This window comes from Pseudoalteromonas sp. APC 3355, assembly GCF_030407615.1.
Classification (GTDB): Bacteria; Pseudomonadota; Gammaproteobacteria; order Enterobacterales; family Alteromonadaceae; genus Pseudoalteromonas; species Pseudoalteromonas distincta.
On sequence record NZ_JASDDB010000002.1, the window covers coordinates 417,408 to 435,992 of the forward strand.

Sequence of the window (18,585 nt, forward strand, 5' to 3'; positions counted from 1 at the left end):
GTGTCAGAGATAAATTATGAAAATTCAAAACAGTGCTGTATTTCAAGAAATGCAATCAATGGCTTTAGAAGCCGGCCGTAATAATCAAACTAATAAACTGCCAACTCAGGTGCAGTCTACTTCTACAGCACAATTTGGCGACATGCTAAGTGATGCAATAAATTCAGTGCACGGATTACAACAAGATGCCGCGCAAAAAGTAACAGCGGTTGAGATGGGGGATCGAAGTGTATCCCTTGCTGAGGCGATGATTGCTTCTCAAAAATCGTCAGTTGCTTTTGAGGCTACAGTACAGGTTCGTAATAAACTTGTTGAAGCTTATAAAGAAATCATGAACATGCCTGTTTAATTAGGTAGTGGAGAATTATTGTGGCGCAATCTAACCAATCTACAGACCTAGCACTTGCTGGTGGCGGTATTGACCAAAGTGGTGGTGATGATCAACAAGAACAAAAGTCAGGCTACTTAAGTGCTTTAAATGGTGTTGATGTATTGCGCCAAGTAACATTGGTTATAGCATTGGCTATTTGTTTAGCTATCGCGATTTTTATTATTATTTGGGCTCGTCAGCCAGATATGCGCCCGTTAGGCAAAATGCAAACAGAAGAACTTATTCAAACATTAGACTTTTTAGATGCGCAAAAAATTGAATACCAACTAGATGGCAATGTTGTATCGGTTGATGAAAGCGAATACCAAAACATTAAATTGCTAATGACCCGCGAAGGGTTAGAGCAAGGCCCTGCATCTGGCTCTGACATAATTATGCAAGATATGGGCTTTGGTGTAAGCCAACGCTTGGAGCGTGAACGTTTAAAACATGGTCGTGAACAGCAATTAGCACGCACCATTGAAGAGCTAAATAACATTACTCGCGCCAAAGTATTGTTAGCCATCCCTAAAGAAAACGTATTTGCCCGCAGAGAGAAAAAACCATCCGCTACTGTTGTATTAACACTTAAGCGTGGCCGCTCACTTGACCGTGAAGAAGTAGACTCTGTTGTTGATATGATTGCTTCTGCAGTACAAGGCTTAGAGCCTGCACGTGTTACAGTCACTGACCAAAATGGTCGATTATTAAATTCAGGTTCGCAAAGCTCATTAGCAGCACGCTCTCGTAAAGAATACGATTTAGAACGTAAGCGCGAACAAGAGTATCTTGAAAAAATAGACAGTATTTTAATACCGGTTGTTGGGCTTGCAAACTATACAGCTCAAGTTGATTTGAGCATGGACTTTAGCTCAGTTGAGGAAACTCAAAAGCGTTATAACCCAGACCTACCAGCGGTTAGAAGCGAAACCACATTTGAAGAAAATAACATTGGTGGTTTAGCTGTTGGTATTCCTGGTGCGCTTACAAATCAACCACCGCTAAACTCAAACATCCCTGAAGTTGCAGGACAAGGCGGCGCAGGCACAGCTACGTCACCAACACGTAGCCACAAAGAAGCAACACGTAATTATGAACTCGATACAACTATTTCTCACAAGCGCCAGCAAAGTGGTGTAATACGCAGAATAAGTGTGTCAGTTGCTGTTGACTACGTCCCTAAAGTGGGAGAAAACGGCGAAACAACTATGGCCCCGCGCTCGGTAGAGGCATTGTCAAATATTCGTCGCTTATTACAAGGTGGTGTAGGTTTTGATATGCAACGTGGTGATGCACTTGAAGTAGTAACAGTGCCGTTTGTACGTGAAGCAACAAATTTAGCAATAGAAGTGCCACTGTGGGAACAAGACTGGTTTATGAAAATAGCCCGCCTTGTACTAGGCGCCTTAGTTATCATTGTATTGATAATGGCAGTAGTAAAACCAATGCTTAAGCGCTTAATTTACCCAGACGATACACTAGAAGAATACGACGAAGATGCATTAAGTTCAGGCGTAGATATTGGCGACAATACACTTGATATGCTAAATAAAGACTTTGATTCTGCTTCGGTTGGTTTCTCAAGTGATGGTACACTGCAGTTACCGGATTTACATGGCGACGAAGATTTACTTAAAGCAATTCGTGCCCTTGTAGCTAACGAACCAGAACTATCATCACAAGTAGTGAAAGCGTGGTTAACAGAAGATGACTGATCAAGAACAAAAACAACTCCCGCCAGCCTTTGATGTTGATAAGCTAGATGGGGTAGATAAAGCCGCTATATTACTTTTGAGTTTATCAGAAGAAGATGCCGCGCAAATCCTTAAACACTTAGAACCTAAACAGGTGCAAAAAGTGGGTATGGCGATGGCTGGGCTACAGGATTTATCTCAAGCTAAAATTAGCGCTGTACACAACTTGTTTATAGAACAAATTCAAAGCTTTAGTACCATTGGTTTTCAGTCAGAAGACTTTATTAAAAAAGCGCTTACAGCAGCACTTGGTGAAGACAAAGCCGCTAGCCTTATTGACCAAATTGTTATGGGCTCAGGCGCTAAAGGCTTGGATTCATTAAAATGGATGGACTCTAAGCAGGTAGCAAACATTATTCGTAATGAGCATCCGCAAATTCAAACCATTGTATTATCGTATTTAGAGCCAGAACAGTCAGCTGAGATTATTGCTCAGTTCCCTGAAAAAGTGCGTTTAGATTTAACAATGCGTATTGCAAACCTTGAAGAAGTTCAGCCAGCAGCACTGCAAGAGCTAAACGAAATTATGGAAAAACAATTTGCCGGCCAAGCAGGTGCACAAGCCGCTAAAATGGGTGGCTTAAAAGCAGCTGCAGATATAATGAACTACCTAGATACCAATGTAGAAGGGCAGTTAATGGACTCTATTCGTGAGCATGACGAAGAGATGTCGCAGCAAATTCAAGACTTAATGTTTGTGTTTGAAAACTTAATGGATGTTGAAGACCGTGGTATTCAAGCAATCCTTCGAGAAGTACAACAAGACGTATTAATGAAAGCAATTAAAGGCACCGACGATGCCCTTAAAGATAAAATACTGGGCAATATGTCTAAGCGTGCAGCCGAAATGCTTGCTGATGATTTAGAAGCTATGGCACCTGTTCGTATAAGTGAAGTAGAAGCGGCGCAAAAAGAGATTTTATCAACAGCGCGTCGTTTATCTGACTCAGGTGAAATTCAGCTGGGCGGCGGCGGTGGCGAGGAGTTCTTGTAAACCATGAGCAAACTCAAAGGGCGCACACTTCGGGCTGATGAAGCAGATGAATTATTAAAAAACTGGGCTATTCCAGATGTAGCACCAGATGAGAGCAGCTTTGGCAATCGCTCTACAGCTTACGGTACACCGCTTAGTGAACTGTATAAAAAAGAATTAGCTGAAGAAATGCCAATTGATGAGCCACAAGAACCAGAATTGCCTGCGCTTACTATGGTTGAGCTTGAACGCATTAGGCAAGACGCCTACGAAGAAGGCCTCAAGCAAGGTCATGAGCAAGGCTACATAGACGGTTTTGAAAAAGGCGTTGGCGAAGGCAAAGAGGCTGGCTACAAAGAAGGCTTAGAGCAAGGTAAAACCAAAGGCCTTGATGACGTAAAACCATTAATTGAAGAGCAGTTAACAAGTTTAAAAACTATTTTAGAGGGACTTACTGCACCGCTAGATAAAGTCGATGAACAAGCTGAAAAGCAATTAGTACAACTTGCTAGTATGTTAGCGGAAGCTGTTATTTATCAAGAAGTAAAAACATCGCCAGATGTGATCTTACATACGTTAAAGCAAAGTATAGATTCTCTTAATGCCGAGCAAGAAAAAGTACGAATTCATTTAAACCCCGAAGATTTAGAGCTCATAAAAGAGAGTTACGGTGAACAAACCATTATTGATAATAACTGGCAATTAATGGCAGAGCCCACTCTTGAACGCGGTGGCTGTGAAGTTAAAACAGCGCAATCGTCACTCGATATGACTCTAAAAACACGTGTCAAAGAAACGTTGGATAGTTTTTTGCATAATAGTGGTATCTAACTATTTTATTGGCGTGTTATGTCAACTCAACGTGCACCTTTAAGCGAACGCTTATCTCAATATCAACAACATATTAAAACCCCAGCGCCTGCTGTTGCAGGTATTTTAACGCGTGTTGTTGGCCTTACCCTTGAGGCTAGAGGTTTACGTGCACCCGTTGGTAGCCAATGTAAAATAGAAACCATGAACGGCTTTGTAGACGCCGAAATAGTCGGTTTTAACGACCAAACTTTGTACTTAATGCCTAACGATCATATTTCTGGTGTACTACCTGGTGCGCGTGTTATTCCTCAAGTTAATAACTTAGGTTTACCTGTAGGGATGAGTTTACTAGGGCGCGTGGTTGATGGCTTAGGGCGACCGCTAGATGGCCTTGGTAAAATTAATGCTGAGCATCATTTAAAGTTTGCACAAAATACTATAAACCCGCTTTCAAGAAGACCAATCACTAAGCCTATGGATGTAGGTGTGCGTGCTATTAACTCGGTTATTACAGTAGGGCAAGGCCAGCGCATGGGCTTGTTTGCAGGCTCTGGTGTGGGTAAATCAGTACTTCTCGGTATGATGACCCGAGGTAGCGAAGCCGATGTAATTGTTGTTGGCTTAGTGGGGGAGCGTGGTCGCGAAGTAAAAGAATTTATTGAAGAAATACTCGGTGTAGAGGGGCGCAAACGTTCAGTTGTTGTCGCAGCGCCCGCTGATTCATCACCGCTTATGCGTTTAAAAGGCTGTGAGAGCGCTGTAACTATTGCAGAGTATTTTAGAGATCAGGGTTTAAACGTATTATTGTTACTCGATTCGGTAACGCGTTATGCAATGGCGCAACGTGAAATTGCACTTGCTGTAGGCGAGCCGCCTGCGACAAAGGGTTATCCGCCTTCGGTGTTTGCTAAATTACCTGCGCTGGTGGAACGTGCTGGTAATGGCGGTGAAGGGCAAGGTTCAATTACCGCCTTTTTTACTGTGTTGAGTGAAGGCGATGATATGCAAGACCCTATTGCTGATGCAGCGCGAGCTATTTTAGATGGCCACATTGTATTATCGCGTGATTTAGCCGACAGCGGGCACTATCCCGCTATAGATATAGAAAAATCGATTTCGCGTGTTATGCCTCAAGTCGTTTCTGAACCACACATGCAACAAGCCCGTGTACTTAAGCAAGTTTATTCAATGTATCAACAAAACAAAGATATGATTACTTTAGGTGCTTATCAAAAAGGGACCGATCAAATGCTCGACCAAGCCATAAATATGATGCCAAGAGTAAATGCATTTTTACAACAAGGTATGCGAGATGTCATTAGTTACGATGATGGTCTGCAAGGTCTTGCTCAGTTACTAGGACAAGCATAATGGCTAAAAATAAACTCGATTTATTGCTCAAAATTGAAAATGATAAAGAAGAAAATTTGCGCATGAGCTACTTACAAGCCAATCAAAATTTGCAAGCAAATCAACAAAAGCTGCAAGGCTTAAATAACTTTAGACTTGAATACTCTCAGCAGTTACACCTAAAAGGTAAGTCGGGTTTATCTAGTGCAGGGTTTGGTCAGTACCATGCTTTTATAGCTAAAATTGAAGAGGCAATTCGCCAACAAGCAAGTACAGTAAATACCGCTAAGCAAGTTGTTACTCAACGTAAAACGCTATGGCTTAAGCAGCAAATTAAAGCTAAAGCAGTTGCTAAATTAATCGAGAATCAAAAACTCAAAGCAAATGCATTAATGGCTAAAAACGAGCAAAAAATGTTAGATGAGTTTTCAGCTAATCAATTTTTTCAACGTCGGAAAGCTTTGTAATTCAGGCACGTTAATTGCTTTGTTACTTAGTGGTATTTAACTTTTGGCGGTATGCGGTGGCATATTGCCGTAATGGTATTAGGTGATTTATGGCGATGAATAACATTTCGTTTTTAGTTTCTTCTGAAAAAGATTCACTGTTAGCTTTTAAAGACAATAGCTTAGCTAATGGCGAAGGAAATTTAGGCGAGGAATTTTTAAGCCAGCTAAACGAAGCGCATAACGCTATGGGGCCTTTGCTTAAGGGCAATAAAAATCCCGATGCCGAAAACTCGATTGCCATACCGAAGCATAAACAGCCAGAAGAAAATGAAAATCTGAGCGTAAAGCTAGATGAAATAACAACAGACGAAGTTACTTTTTTATCTGTTGAGATGCTTGATCAAATTAATTCAGCACAAGCAATGAGCACCTCGATTAATAAGCCGTTCGATGCAACTAAAAGTATAGAATCAGAAGATGCAGAGTTAGAAACCACCTCAGTAATTTTATCTGCTAATACAAGTGATGAAGTAACGACTGAAGAAGCGAATACAGCGAGTGTAGTGCAAAATCCAATTGCCACTAATGTAGACTCTAAAACGGTTAAATTAATTGATTCAAAAAGCGATAACTTAAGCTCACTACCTTTGAACTCTTTACCATTAAATGAAGGCAAGCATCGGAAAAGTGGTGTTGCTGAAGCTATTGAAGGGCCATTAAATTCTATAAATAAAAAGCCCGATGACAGCCCTGGCTCTACATTAGAAAAACCTGAATTTGCATCAATGGGTTCTAAAGAGCAGCTAGGACAAAATAAGTCTGCTGATAAAAATAATATAGTTTTGCCAACACCCGCCGACAAAGCGGGTGTTACTCAGTCTCCTTTAGCCACAACTGAAGCTGATAATAATGCAGCAATAGATACGTTAATGACTAAAGATGCGAGCTTAATTAAAGCTAATAGTGTTATTGCTAGTTTAACGCCTGAGCAGCGCTCACAACTTAACGCGCAAGTTAAGGTATTAGAGAACGCTGATTCAACAAATAGCGCAACTAGTAACACTTCAAATCTTAAGCAAATGCTAGCACAATTTATTACTGATAACGAAAAAGCGCAAAGCACGGTAACAAAACACTCTTTTAGCGCAGAAATAAATTCACTTAATACAACTGAAAAACAAAGTTTATTAACGCAATTAAACGCATATATTAAAACAGAGCAGCCTAAAGGCGAGCAGTTGTCAGTGCTTAAGCAAACAGTTAATGAGTTAAAAGCTTCTATTGAAATTGGGCTTGCTGATACCGCTAAATCAGACTCAAAAACGTTTGTGGCCTCAGAGACTCCTAATACAGTATATGATCCACAAAAGTTAAGCTTAAAGGCATCTACAAACGAAGGCGCGGATATTAATAAAGCTGTAGCAACCTCAGCTAAGCGTGATGATTTATTAAAATCATTTGAAGAGTTACAAAAAGATGGGCTTAGAAAAATAACGGCAGAACAAACTCCTGGACGCGTAGCACAAGTATTTACGCAAATTACAGCCGCTTTAAATACTCAGCAAACGAGCACATTAAGCCAATACGACTCATTAAGTTACGAGCAGAGCTTACTTGATACCCAAATAATTCAAACTCAACAATTACAAAGTACATCACAAGTTAAGCAAGTAAGTATTGATCCAGGTGTAATGCAGGCAATTAATATTGTTAAAAGTGATGCAGCTAAATTACTGCAAGAGCGCGTTAGCTCAATGTTGAGCATTAATAATAAAGAAGCAGAAATTCGCCTCGATCCTCCAGAAATGGGCAGCATGCAAATACGTATTCGTAGCGATGCAGAGCAAGCACATATAAACTTTGTTGTACAAAACCAGCAAGCCAAAGAAGCGCTTGAACAATCAATGCCGCGCTTACGTGAAATGTTAGCGCAACAAGGGCTAGAGCTTGGTGAAAGCACTATTTCTTATGGGCAATCAGGTGGTGAAACAGCTGAGCAAAGTGAGAGTGGAGCCCAAGGTAATTTGGCTAATAATAAATCAGTTAATGATGAAAATGACGAGCAAGCAAATAACACTGCACAAAGTTCTCGACAACAAACTTCATCATCAATAGATTACTATGCCTAAGTACTGCTATTATAATAGTTAAAACAAGCAAGTACCTTTGCGATTAAAGGAATCATGATGGCTGAAGAAGCAAGTTTAGAAATCGAAGAAACCGGTAAAAGTAAAAAGAAACTAATAATAATCATAGTAGCTGTACTACTTATTGCAGGTGGTGCTGCGGGTTACTTTTTTATGTCAGGTTCGGATGCGCCAGTTGAAACCTTAGATGAAGAGACTGCGATGTCGACTGATGCTGCTCCTGCAGCTTCTGGTTCATCAGCAGAAGTTGGTAGTGCTTTATATGTTGCTATGCCACGCCCATTTGTATTTAACGTGCCTGGCTCAAGTCGCGATAGAATTGTACAAATTAAAGTACAATTATTAGTACGTGGCGAAGTAAATGAAGAAACAGCCAAAAAACATATTCCACTAATAGAAGGGACGCTATTAAGCGTGTTTTCTACTACAACAGCTGATGAATTAAGTACGAGCTCTGGTAAAGAAACACTTCGTTTTTCTGCACTTGAAAAGGTACAAAAAGCCTTAATGGATGTTGAAGGCAGTAAAGTAATTGAGCGGGTATTGTTTACCGGCTTTGTGATGCAATAAGGGGTTAGCGTGAGCGATTTATTATCCCAAGACGAAATTGATGCGCTATTACATGGCGTTGATGACGTTGAAGAGGAAGATATACACGAAGGTGAAGATGGCGGGGGAAGTACGCTTCAGTACGATTTTTCTTCGCAAGATCGGATCGTACGTGGTCGTATGCCGACGCTGGAAATTGTTAACGAACGCTTTGCTCGTCATATGCGAATTAGCCTATTTAATATGATGCGTCGCACCGCAGAGGTGTCTATTAACGGCGTGCAAATGATTAAGTTTGGCGAATATATTCATACTTTATTTGTTCCAACCAGTTTAAATATGGTCCGTTTTAGGCCTTTAAAAGGCACTGGCCTGATTACCATGGAAGCACGACTTGTGTTTATTTTGGTAGATAACTTTTTTGGTGGTGACGGGCGTTATCATGCAAAGATAGAGGGCCGAGAATTTACCCCAACAGAGCGCCGGATTGTACAAATGCTCCTTAAAATAATCTTTGAAGATTATAAAGAAGCATGGGCACCGGTTATGGATGTATCGTTTGAATATCTCGATTCAGAAGTAAACCCAGCTATGGCGAATATTGTAAGTCCAACAGAGGTTGTGGTTATTAGCTCTTTTCATATTGAGCTTGATGGCGGTGGCGGCGATTTTCATATTGCACTTCCGTATTCGATGCTTGAGCCAATCCGAGAGCTTTTAGATGCGGGTGTTCAATCTGATACAGAGGATACCGACTTACGTTGGAGCAAAGCACTTCGCGATGAAATAATGGATGTTGAGGTTGATATGTCGACTCAGTTACTTGAAGTTGATTTGACCTTAAAGCAAATTATGGAATTAAAAGCAGGTGATATTATTCCGGTTGAAATGCCTGAGCATATAACCGTATTTGTTGAGGAACTCCCTACATTTAGAGCCAAGATGGGTCGCTCTCGCGATAATGTTGCGCTTCAAATTAGTGAAAAAATTAAACGACCTGATTCAGTTAAATCTGAGCTGCATGTGTTTACCAAAGGCGGCAAGAAAATTGACTCAGATGCAGAATTAGCAGAACTAGAAGATGATTTACACCTCTCTGACGGTGTAGACTTAGACTGGTAATTGATTAAAAGGTTAAAAGTATGAGCGATGATCAAGACACAATGGATGAATGGGCAGCAGCATTAGCAGAAGCCGAAGGCCCAGATGATAGTGGCGAAGCACATGTTGCAGAGCTTGATGAGTTAAGTGATTCAAAACATGAAATGAGTGGTGATGAAAAACGAAAACTCGACACTATTTTAGATATCCCCGTTACTATTTCAATGGAAGTAGGGCGCTCTAAAATCAATATTCGTAACTTACTGCAACTTAATCAAGGCTCTGTTGTTGAGCTTGACCGTGTTGCGGGTGAGCCGCTAGACGTGCTAGTTAATGGTACTTTAATCGCTCATGGCGAAGTAGTTGTAGTAAACGACAAATTTGGTATTCGCTTAACTGACGTGATAAGCCAAGTAGAGCGGATCAAAAAATTACGATGAGCTTATTAGTTGCTTTAACGACTACCGTTTTTTCAAAAGCAGATGTGGCAACACCCACTGGGGATATACTCTCTATGGTGCTGTCGCTTGTAATGGTGCTAGTACTGATTATTGTACTGGCATTTTTTGTTAAAAAGCTTAACCCTAATTTAGCAAATAGTGATGAGTTTAAAGTAGTTAGAAGTCTACCTTTAGGTTCTCGCGAGCGTTTAATGGTTGTTGAGATAGATAATGCTCAGCATTTACTTGGTGTAACTCCCCACAGTATTAATTATTTACACAAGTTAGAAACCCCATTAAGTGAAAAAGAACTGCCTGAACTCGCTAAACGATTTGGTAAACTTTTAAACCCGCAATCAAACCAAAATAAAAAGAATTAAACCTATGACAAAGTGGCTGCTTATTATTTTTGCCATGGTGTTTGTACCAAATGTAAGTGCAGAAGGAATTGATGCCCTTACCATTACAACAAACGCTGATGGCACACAAGATTACTCAGTAACGTTACAAGTTTTAGCAATTATGACGGCGCTGAGTTTTATACCGGCCGCCATAATTATGATGACCTCTTTTACACGAATTATTGTTGTACTCGCCATTTTGCGCCAAGCAATTGGCTTACAGCAAACACCGTCAAACCAAGTGTTATTAGGTATGTCACTTTTTTTAAGTATTTTTATAATGGCGCCTATTTATCAGCAGGTAAACGAGCGAGCTATAGAGCCTTACTTAAATGAGCAGGTTACATCAGTAGAGGCTTTAGAGCTTGCTAAAGAGCCAATGAAAGCATTTATGCTTTCACAGGTGCGTTTAAAAGATTTAGAAACGTTCGCTAAAATTGCTGGTTACGATCAGCTAAATTCGCCACAAGATACGCCATTAATAGTGTTAATACCGGCATTTGTAACCAGCGAACTGCAAACGGCATTTATAATTGGGTTTATGTTTTTTATCCCATTTTTAATTGTTGATTTAGTGGTCGCTTCGGTATTAATGGCGATGGGTATGATGATGCTTTCCCCCATGATAGTGTCCTTACCGTTTAAAATTATGCTGTTTGTACTTGTTGATGGTTGGAGCTTAGTGATGGGGACTCTAGCTAAAAGCTTTGGTTTAGGGACTTAGTATGCAAAGCATTAACATGACCCAACAATAGGAGTACAACATGGAACCGGAAATTTTTGTTGATATTCTAAGTGACGCGCTGTTTTTAGTTATTAAATTGGTGTCTGCAATCGTTGTCCCAGGCCTAATTATTGGTTTAGTGGTTGCTGTGTTTCAGGCGGCAACATCAATCAATGAACAAACGTTGAGCTTTTTACCTCGTTTATTAATTACCATTAGTGCGCTTATTGTAGGTGGGCACTGGCTTACTCAAGAACTGATGGATTTTTTTACTCGCCTAGTATTACTTATTCCTGAAATTGCAGGTTAAACGTGGAATACCCCTTTGCTGTCGTTATTCAATGGTTGAGCGATTTTTTGCTGCCCCTGGTACGCATTAGCTCAATGATTATGATTATGGCTGGTTTAGGGGCTAAAAATGTACCTACACGGATAAAAATGGGGTTATCAGTTGTTGTAACTTTTCTTGTTGTTCCTGTTCTGCCGCCCGCTACATTCACTAATTTATTTTCGTTTGAGATGATTTTAGTCGTTATTCAACAAATGCTGATTGGTGTTGCTATTGGTTTTGCATCTATACTTTTATTAAATACTTTTGTGTTAGCAGGGCAAATACTTGCGATGCAAACCGGTTTGGGTTTTGCTTCGGTTATTGACCCCTCTAATGGCGCAAGCGTTCCAGCGGTTGGTCAGTTTTTCCTTATTTTGGCCACTTTGTTATTTTTTGCTTTTAACGGTCATTTAATGATGATTCAAATGGTGGTGCATAGCTTTCAAGTGCTACCCATTGATGGCACATGGTGGTCTGTAGATCATTACTGGGACATAGTGACTTGGGGCGGCTGGATGTTTACTACAGCACTGGTACTCTCACTTGCACCGCTTACCGCAATGCTCGTTATTAATATGTCGTTTGGGATTATGACGCGTGCAGCGCCGCAATTAAATATTTTCTCTATTGGTTTTCCGTTTACCTTGGTAGCGGGACTTATTATTATTTGGGCGACACTAGGTAACTTTGTTACTCAGTTTGAGTTTCAATGGTTAAAAATGGTTGAGCTAATGTGTACTTTAGTTGGTTGCTCACCTTAGGAGAAAGTCATGTCTGAAGACTCAGGACAAGAAAAAACAGAAGAACCCACATCCAAAAAGCTTGAAGAATCTAAAAAGAAAGGCCAAATAGCACGCTCAAAAGAGTTAGGTACCATGTTTGTACTTATTTTTTCGGCTATATCGCTTTTGATGTATGGTCCTGAAATTGGTAAAGGTTTATACAATGTAATGGGCCGAACCCTTAGCTTAAACCGCAACGAAGCCTTTGATACCACTAAAATGTTTGCCGTGTGGGGAGAGGTTGCAGACGCGTTGATGTTTCCTATGGCTATGTTTGTGTTAATTATCGTTTTGGCTGCATTTATTGGTAATACGTTACTCGGTGGTTTTAATTTTAGCTGGGAAGCTGCTGCACCTAAAGCAAGTAAAATGTCGCCAATGAAGGGCTTTAAGCGGATGTTTGGCCCACAAGCGGCTATTGAGCTTGTAAAGTCACTTTTAAAATTTGGTTTAGTAGCAAGTTTTGCAGTGTTTTTAATTAATACTTATTTTGATGAAATACTGCATTTAAGTTTAGAAAGTGCGCCGGGTAATATTATTCATGCCTTAGAGATTTTAGGGTGGATGTTTTTAGGCCTTTCGTGCACTTTAATTGTTATTGCCGCCATTGATGCACCATTTCAAAGTTACAACCATAACAAACAACTTAAAATGACAATGCAAGAAATTAAAGATGAGTATAAAAACTCTGAAGGTGACCCACAAATAAAAGCGCGCATTAGGCAAACACAAAGGCAAATGTCGCAAAACCGCATGATGCAAGATGTTCCTGACGCTGATGTTATTGTTACGAACCCAACTCACTACTCTGTAGCATTAAAATACGACACGGAGCGCGCAGGTGCGCCTATAGTGCTTGCTAAAGGCATTGATGAAATGGCGATGCAAATTCGAAAAGTAGCAATAGGAAATGAAGTACCTATATTAGAATCCCCCATGTTGACCCGAGCGCTTTATCATACGGCTGAAGTAGGAGAGCAAATACCCGATCAGCTATTTACCGCAGTAGCGCAAGTTTTAGCGTATGTATTTCAGCTTAAGCGCTTTAATAAAGGGCGCGGTAAACGTCCAACTAAGCTCAATAAAAAGCTGCCAATCCCCGATGCCTACAAGTATTAAACCGTTAACTGAGTAACTTGGAATAGTTATTGCAAATTCTACGTAGTGTCAATTTTTTGAAATTGTAGAATTATGAGTTTTAAAGCGGTATTACAACAACTTAACAGAGACAAAAAAGACTATGCCAAAGGGGTAGGTACACCTTTGCTTGTGCTTGCTGCCTTGGGAATGGTGATTTTACCACTACCGCCATTTTTACTCGATATCCTTTTCTCGTTTAATATTGCTCTCGCGTTAGTGGTTTTACTTGTAACTGTTTACACGATGAAGCCAGTTGAATTTGGTATTTTCCCCTCTGTATTACTAATCGCTACAATTATGCGCTTAGCACTTAACGTTGCCAGTACTCGAGTTGTGTTACTTGAAGGCCACAATGGTGGTGACTCTGCCGGTAAAGTAATTGAAGCGTTTGGCTCAGTTGTTATTGGTGGTAACTACGCTGTTGGTTTGGTTGTGTTTTTAATCCTGATCATTATTAACTTTGTAGTAATTACTAAAGGTGCTGGTCGTATTTCTGAGGTATCTGCGCGTTTCACCCTTGATGCAATGCCGGGTAAACAAATGGCAATTGACGCCGATTTGAACGCAGGCTTTATCAGCGCAGAACAAGCGCGTGACCGCCGCGAGGAAGTAACTCGCGAAGCTGATTTTTACGGCTCAATGGATGGTGCGAGTAAATTTGTAAAAGGTGATGCGATTGCAGGTATTGTTATACTAATCATCAATATTGTTGGTGGTTTATTTGTCGGTATGATCCAGCACAATTTGAGTTTTGGCAATGCAATGGAAGTATATACATTACTTACCATTGGCGATGGCTTAGTTGCTCAACTCCCTTCTTTACTGCTTTCAATTGGTACCGCGATTGTTGTAACACGCCAAAATGAGTCGCTCAATATGGGGGACCAATTTAAGAAACAACTAGGCAACGAAAAGTCACTCTTTATTGCATCTGGTATTTTGATCATCATGGGCTTAGTGCCTGGTATGCCGCATATTGCTTTTTTAAGTTTAGGTGCGTTACTGGGTTACTTAGCTTACTACACACAGCAAAGTAAATTAAAAGCTGCTGCGGCAGAAGCTGAAGAGGCCGCTAATGGCGGAAGCGTTGCAACGGGTGTTGCTAATAAACAAGAACAAAAAGAACTAGGCTGGGATGACGTTCAGCAGGTTGATGTAATTGGCTTAGAAGTCGGTTATAGATTAATTCCGTTAGTGGACCAATCACAAGGTGGTGAGCTACTTAATCGTATTAAGGGGGTGCGTAAAAAGCTTTCTCAAGAGCTTGGTTTTTTAGTGCCGCCGGTACATATACGCGACAACTTAGAGCTTGACCCTAACGCTTACAGAATAACACTAATGGGGGTTTCAACCGGTGAAAGCGAGCTTAAGCATGGCGACGAGCTAGCGATTAACCCAGGACAAGTATTTGGTCCAATTAAAGGGGTTGAAACAAAAGATCCTGCGTTTGGCCTTGATGCCGTATGGATCAAGCCTGATCAAAAAGATGAAGCACAATCACTAGGTTATACCGTTGTAGATTCAGCCACGGTAGTTGCCACTCATATTAGCCAGTTATTAACTAACAGTGCAGCGTTATTACTAGGGCATGAAGAAGTTCAAAACCTACTTGATATGCTTGCTAAAAGCCATCCTCGCTTAGTGGAAGGACTAGTACCTGATGTATTGCCATTAACTGCTATTGTAAAAGTACTACAAAATTTATTAAATGAAGGCGTGGCTATTCGCGATATGCGCTCAATTGTTCAAACCCTTGTTGAGTATGGCCCACGTAGTCAAGACCCTGATGTATTAACGGCTGCAGTGCGTATTTCACTGCGTAGATTAATTGTTCAAGATGCGGTGGGAATGTCATCAGAAATCCCTGTCATAACCTTGGCGCCTGAGTTGGAACAAATGTTGCATCAGTCATTACAAAATGCAGGCGATGAAGGTGCCGGTATTGAGCCAGGACTTGCAGAGCGACTTCAAGTGTCATTGACACAAGCGCATCAAAATCAAGAAATGGCCGGCGAACCTTCTATATTGCTAACGTCAGGAATGTTACGCACTGTGTTATCTCGTTTTGTTAAGTACACCATTCCAGGATTGAGAGTGATGTCTTATCAAGAGGTACCAGACGAAAGACAGATCAAAATTGTAAGCTCGGTAGGCCAACAATAAGATTTTAACAGGGGTTGAATCATGAAAATTAAACGTTTTTTTGCTAAAGATATGCGCACAGCACTTAAAGAAGTTAAAGATGAGTTAGGTGTTGATGCGGTTATTATGTCAAATAAAAAACTGGCTAACGGTGTAGAAATTGTAGCGGCAGTTGATTATGACAAAGCAGCCCCTAAAGTAGCAGCGCAACCACAATGCCCTGCAGAGCCGCGTACTCAGGCGCCACAACAAAGCATGCATAATTTTGTAAAACCAGAGCCACAGCGTGCCAAGCCTGAGCCTCAAGCAAAAGTTGCTGACAGCCTACAAGCATTATTAGAGCGTCAATCACCGCGTCCTCGTTCTCCTGAGCTTGCATCAATGTTTTCACAATCGGGTATTGATACTACTGATAACTATCAAGAACCAGATATGGGGCAGCGTACTAAAAATATGTTTGCTCCTGAAGCTGCTGCGCCAGTTCGTCCACAAACTCAAGCGGATAGCTTAGGTTTTGATGATTTAGACCGCGACTTTGATGATTTAGATAGCCCCGTAACCACTCGCCAACAAGCACCTAATAATGAAAGCGAAGAAATGACAACAATGCGTGAAGAAATGAACGCAATTCGTCAATTACTTGAGCACCAAGTATCAGGCTTGATGCAGCAAGATATGGCGCGTCGCGATCCAACACGCGCTTGTATGGTTGACCGTTTAGTCGGTATGGGTATCGATAAAGAAGTAGCACAGCAAATGGCATGTTTTGTACCTGATGATGTGTCTCGTAAGCAAGGTTGGAAAGCATTGTTAACTATGGTCGAAGATCAAATGCAAACAACCAATAATGAAATACTTCGCCAAGGTGGTGTATATGCGTTAGTGGGTCCAACAGGTGTGGGTAAAACAACGACTGTTGCTAAGCTTGCAGCTCTAGGCGCACAAAAATATGGTGCCGATAAAGTGGCGTTAATAACCACTGATACATACAGAATTGGTGCTTATGAACAACTTGCAACATATGGTCGTATTATTGGTTGTGGTGTTAAGCAAGTTAAAGATGCTAATGAATTAGCTGAAGTTTTATATCATTTACGAAATAAACGTCTAGTATTAATTGACACAGCAGGTATGAGCCAGCGAGATTTACGTTTAACTGAGCAATTAAACACGTTAATGCGTAACCAACGTGTAGATATTCGCAGCTACTTAGTACTTAGCGCGACAGCACAAATTAATGTATTGCAAGAAACTGTACGTCACTTTAAAAAAGTACAGTTAAGTGGCTGTATTTTCACTAAGTTAGACGAATCATTAAGTTTGGGTGAGATTATTAGTATTGCGATTCAAAATCGCCTTCCAATAGGGTATCTTACTAATGGTCAACGAGTACCAGAGGATATTCGTGTTGCAAATGCTGAGAAACTAGTTAAAAAGGCTGAGCAATTATATTTAAAAAGAACAAAAGAACAACATTCAAGGCACCAATCAGTGGCGCCAAGCACAGTAGGGATGTATGATTAACACAGTATTAGATCAAGCAAGCGGCCTGCGCAAAATGAGTCAAAACAATAACAACGGCGTAAAAGTTATCGCTGTAACCGGTGGTAAAGGTGGAGTAGGGAAAACAAATGTTTCTCTAAATACAGCTATTGCACTTGGGCAGCAAGGTAATCGAGTATTAGTGCTGGATGCTGACTTGGGTTTAGCAAACTGTGATGTGATGCTTGGTTTACGTGTAGAGCGTAACTTGTCACATGTCTTGTCTGGTGAATGTGAGCTTGATGAAATTTTAGTTGAAGGCCCTGCAGGAATTAAAATTGTACCCGCTACATCGGGTTCGCAAAGTATGGTTGAATTATCACCATCTGAGCATGCTGGGCTAATTCGTGCGTTTAGCGAATTGAATACCGAATTTGATATTTTAATTGTAGATACAGCTGCTGGTATTTCAGACATGGTACTGAGCTTCTCGCGTGCAGCGCAAGATGTAATGGTTGTTGTATGCGATGAGCCGACATCAATCACCGACGCTTACGCACTTATTAAAGTATTAAGTCGTGAGCACGGCGTTTATAAATTTAAAATTGTTGCCAATATGGTGCGCAGTATGCGTGAAGGCACTGAATTGTTTGCAAAGCTATCTAAAGTTACCGACCGCTTTTTAGATGTATCAATGGAGCTAGTAGCAACGGTTCCTTATGATGAAAATATGCGCAAAGCAACACGTCGTCAAAAAGTAATAGTAGAGCTCTTTCCAAATTCGCCAGCCGCTCTTGCGTTTAAAACGCTGGCAACAAAAGCAGTTAAATGGCCAATACCCAACCAACCATCTGGGCATTTAGAGTTTTTCATTGAGAAACTAGTAAACGGTTAATTATGACAACACTGGTGAATAGAGCTATGGGATATCAATCAACACAAAATTTAAATGTGATTGTTGAGAAGCATGCATCACTTGTTAAAAAAGTGGCATGTCATCTAATTGCTCGATTACCACCTAGCGTTCAACTTGATGATTTAATTCAATCAGGAATGATAGGCTTAATAGAAGCTTCGAAAAACTTTGATGCAACAAAAGGCGCAAGCTTTGAAACTTTTGCAGGTATTCGTATTCGCGGTGCTATGCTTGATGAAATGCGCCGTGGTGATTGGGCTCCTCGTTCAGTTCACCGTAAAAACAGGCAAGTTGCAGAAGCAATTACTGAGCTCGAAAGTAGTCTGAACCGCGAACCAACGGACATAGAAGTTGCTGAAAAACTTGAAATTTCGCTCAATGAGTACCATCATATTTTAAATGATGCGAATACGAGTAAAATATTAGGCATTGAAGACCTTGGTGTAGATGAGGATGTTATTACTCCTGTAGGCCAAGATTTAGCACAAGATAAACCTTTTAATAATGTTAAAAATGATAGGTTTAATGAGTCTTTGCTAAGTGCAATTAAGTCATTACCAGAGCGTGATGCAATGGTGCTTTCTTTGTACTACAACGATGAAATGAATTTAAAAGAAATAGGACATATACTCGATGTAAGTGAATCGCGTGTAAGTCAGATACATGGTCAGGCGATGATTAAGCTTAAAGCTAAAATCAATGACTGGATAAATTAGTAGTA

At 40.6% G+C, this 18,585-nt stretch carries 19 protein-coding genes; all 19 read left to right on the forward strand.

The window, feature by feature from the left end:
- Positions 1–16 precede the first annotated feature (16 nt).
- The 19 genes from fliE (at position 17) to QMA08_RS05175 (ending at position 18,580) form a co-directional block, all read left to right on the forward strand.
- Positions 17–349 (forward strand): flagellar hook-basal body complex protein FliE, encoded by a 333-nt coding sequence (gene fliE, locus QMA08_RS05085; protein ID WP_039484631.1) that lies wholly within the window; start codon positions 17–19, stop codon positions 347–349.
- A gap of 20 nt (positions 350–369) precedes the next feature.
- On the forward strand, positions 370–2,085 hold the full coding sequence (gene fliF / locus QMA08_RS05090) for a flagellar basal-body MS-ring/collar protein FliF (RefSeq protein ID WP_039484629.1): 1,716 nt from the start codon (positions 370–372) through the stop codon (positions 2,083–2,085).
- Complete coding sequence (gene fliG / locus QMA08_RS05095) at positions 2,078–3,118, forward strand: flagellar motor switch protein FliG (RefSeq protein WP_007581881.1); 1,041 nt, start codon at positions 2,078–2,080, stop codon at positions 3,116–3,118. The genes fliF and fliG overlap by 8 nt, the downstream gene beginning before the upstream one ends.
- A 3-nt stretch (positions 3,119–3,121) precedes the next feature.
- On the forward strand, positions 3,122–3,928 hold the full coding sequence (gene fliH, locus QMA08_RS05100; protein WP_182737101.1) for a flagellar assembly protein FliH: 807 nt from the start codon (positions 3,122–3,124) through the stop codon (positions 3,926–3,928).
- Positions 3,929–3,946: 18 nt separating this feature from the next.
- Entirely contained in the window at positions 3,947–5,281 is a 1,335-nt protein-coding gene (fliI, locus tag QMA08_RS05105; RefSeq protein WP_002959338.1) for a flagellar protein export ATPase FliI, read from the forward strand.
- Complete coding sequence (fliJ, locus tag QMA08_RS05110; protein ID WP_002959337.1) at positions 5,281–5,727, forward strand: flagellar export protein FliJ; 447 nt, start codon at positions 5,281–5,283, stop codon at positions 5,725–5,727. The genes fliI and fliJ overlap by 1 nt, the downstream gene beginning before the upstream one ends.
- An 89-nt stretch (positions 5,728–5,816) precedes the next feature.
- Positions 5,817–7,838 carry a flagellar hook-length control protein FliK gene (locus QMA08_RS05115; protein ID WP_290173831.1) on the forward strand — a complete coding sequence of 674 codons (2,022 nt, stop codon included), beginning with the start codon at positions 5,817–5,819 and terminating at the stop codon, positions 7,836–7,838.
- A 57-nt stretch (positions 7,839–7,895) separates the two neighbouring features.
- Entirely contained in the window at positions 7,896–8,426 is a 531-nt protein-coding gene (gene fliL / locus QMA08_RS05120) for a flagellar basal body-associated protein FliL (protein ID WP_002959335.1), read from the forward strand.
- 9 nt (positions 8,427–8,435) lie between these two features.
- Entirely contained in the window at positions 8,436–9,527 is a 1,092-nt protein-coding gene (gene fliM, locus QMA08_RS05125) for a flagellar motor switch protein FliM (protein WP_002959334.1), read from the forward strand.
- A 20-nt stretch (positions 9,528–9,547) separates the two neighbouring features.
- A complete protein-coding gene (gene fliN / locus QMA08_RS05130) occupies positions 9,548–9,946 on the forward strand; it encodes a flagellar motor switch protein FliN (protein ID WP_002959332.1) in 399 nt (132 codons plus the stop codon).
- Positions 9,943–10,326: a flagellar biosynthetic protein FliO gene (gene fliO, locus QMA08_RS05135; RefSeq protein WP_002959331.1), complete on the forward strand. Its 384-nt coding sequence runs from the start codon at positions 9,943–9,945 to the stop codon at positions 10,324–10,326. Before fliN ends, fliO begins: the two co-directional genes overlap by 4 nt.
- Before the next feature lie 4 nt (positions 10,327–10,330).
- Positions 10,331–11,071, forward strand: coding sequence for a flagellar type III secretion system pore protein FliP (gene fliP, locus QMA08_RS05140; RefSeq protein WP_002959327.1), 741 nt, complete (start codon positions 10,331–10,333; stop codon positions 11,069–11,071).
- A gap of 40 nt (positions 11,072–11,111) precedes the next feature.
- Positions 11,112–11,381, forward strand: coding sequence for a flagellar biosynthesis protein FliQ (fliQ, locus tag QMA08_RS05145; RefSeq protein ID WP_002959325.1), 270 nt, complete (start codon positions 11,112–11,114; stop codon positions 11,379–11,381).
- A gap of 2 nt (positions 11,382–11,383) precedes the next feature.
- Positions 11,384–12,163 (forward strand): flagellar biosynthetic protein FliR, encoded by a 780-nt coding sequence (gene fliR / locus QMA08_RS05150; RefSeq protein WP_024596364.1) that lies wholly within the window; start codon positions 11,384–11,386, stop codon positions 12,161–12,163.
- 9 nt (positions 12,164–12,172) lie between these two features.
- Positions 12,173–13,303, forward strand: coding sequence for a flagellar biosynthesis protein FlhB (flhB, locus tag QMA08_RS05155; RefSeq protein WP_024596365.1), 1,131 nt, complete (start codon positions 12,173–12,175; stop codon positions 13,301–13,303).
- 72 nt (positions 13,304–13,375) lie between these two features.
- Positions 13,376–15,487 (forward strand): flagellar biosynthesis protein FlhA, encoded by a 2,112-nt coding sequence (flhA, locus tag QMA08_RS05160; RefSeq protein ID WP_039484610.1) that lies wholly within the window; start codon positions 13,376–13,378, stop codon positions 15,485–15,487.
- Positions 15,488–15,508: 21 nt separating this feature from the next.
- Complete coding sequence (gene flhF / locus QMA08_RS05165) at positions 15,509–16,990, forward strand: flagellar biosynthesis protein FlhF (RefSeq protein ID WP_290173832.1); 1,482 nt, start codon at positions 15,509–15,511, stop codon at positions 16,988–16,990.
- Complete coding sequence (locus QMA08_RS05170; RefSeq protein WP_002959312.1) at positions 16,983–17,843, forward strand: MinD/ParA family protein; 861 nt, start codon at positions 16,983–16,985, stop codon at positions 17,841–17,843. Before flhF ends, QMA08_RS05170 begins: the two co-directional genes overlap by 8 nt.
- Before the next feature lie 26 nt (positions 17,844–17,869).
- The gene (locus QMA08_RS05175) at positions 17,870–18,580 is read left to right on the forward strand and encodes an RNA polymerase sigma factor FliA (RefSeq protein ID WP_002959310.1); all 711 of its coding nucleotides are present in this window, start codon (positions 17,870–17,872) and stop codon (positions 18,578–18,580) included.
- The last annotated feature ends 5 nt before the right edge of the window (positions 18,581–18,585 follow it).

Coding starts and splice junctions, on each gene's coding strand:
- flhA (WP_039484610.1), top strand. CDS start 13,376: ATGAGTTTTAAAGCGGTATTACAACAACTTAACAGAGACAAAAAAGAC.
- flhB (WP_024596365.1), top strand. CDS start 12,173: ATGTCTGAAGACTCAGGACAAGAAAAAACAGAAGAACCCACATCCAAA.
- fliI (WP_002959338.1), top strand. CDS start 3,947: ATGTCAACTCAACGTGCACCTTTAAGCGAACGCTTATCTCAATATCAA.
- fliP (WP_002959327.1), top strand. CDS start 10,331: ATGACAAAGTGGCTGCTTATTATTTTTGCCATGGTGTTTGTACCAAAT.
- QMA08_RS05170 (WP_002959312.1), top strand. CDS start 16,983: ATGATTAACACAGTATTAGATCAAGCAAGCGGCCTGCGCAAAATGAGT.
- fliN (WP_002959332.1), top strand. CDS start 9,548: ATGAGCGATGATCAAGACACAATGGATGAATGGGCAGCAGCATTAGCA.
- fliH (WP_182737101.1), top strand. CDS start 3,122: ATGAGCAAACTCAAAGGGCGCACACTTCGGGCTGATGAAGCAGATGAA.
- fliE (WP_039484631.1), top strand. CDS start 17: ATGAAAATTCAAAACAGTGCTGTATTTCAAGAAATGCAATCAATGGCT.
- fliG (WP_007581881.1), top strand. CDS start 2,078: ATGACTGATCAAGAACAAAAACAACTCCCGCCAGCCTTTGATGTTGAT.
- QMA08_RS05115 (WP_290173831.1), top strand. CDS start 5,817: ATGGCGATGAATAACATTTCGTTTTTAGTTTCTTCTGAAAAAGATTCA.
- fliO (WP_002959331.1), top strand. CDS start 9,943: ATGAGCTTATTAGTTGCTTTAACGACTACCGTTTTTTCAAAAGCAGAT.
- fliQ (WP_002959325.1), top strand. CDS start 11,112: ATGGAACCGGAAATTTTTGTTGATATTCTAAGTGACGCGCTGTTTTTA.
- QMA08_RS05175 (WP_002959310.1), top strand. CDS start 17,870: ATGGGATATCAATCAACACAAAATTTAAATGTGATTGTTGAGAAGCAT.
- fliJ (WP_002959337.1), top strand. CDS start 5,281: ATGGCTAAAAATAAACTCGATTTATTGCTCAAAATTGAAAATGATAAA.
- fliL (WP_002959335.1), top strand. CDS start 7,896: ATGGCTGAAGAAGCAAGTTTAGAAATCGAAGAAACCGGTAAAAGTAAA.
- flhF (WP_290173832.1), top strand. CDS start 15,509: ATGAAAATTAAACGTTTTTTTGCTAAAGATATGCGCACAGCACTTAAA.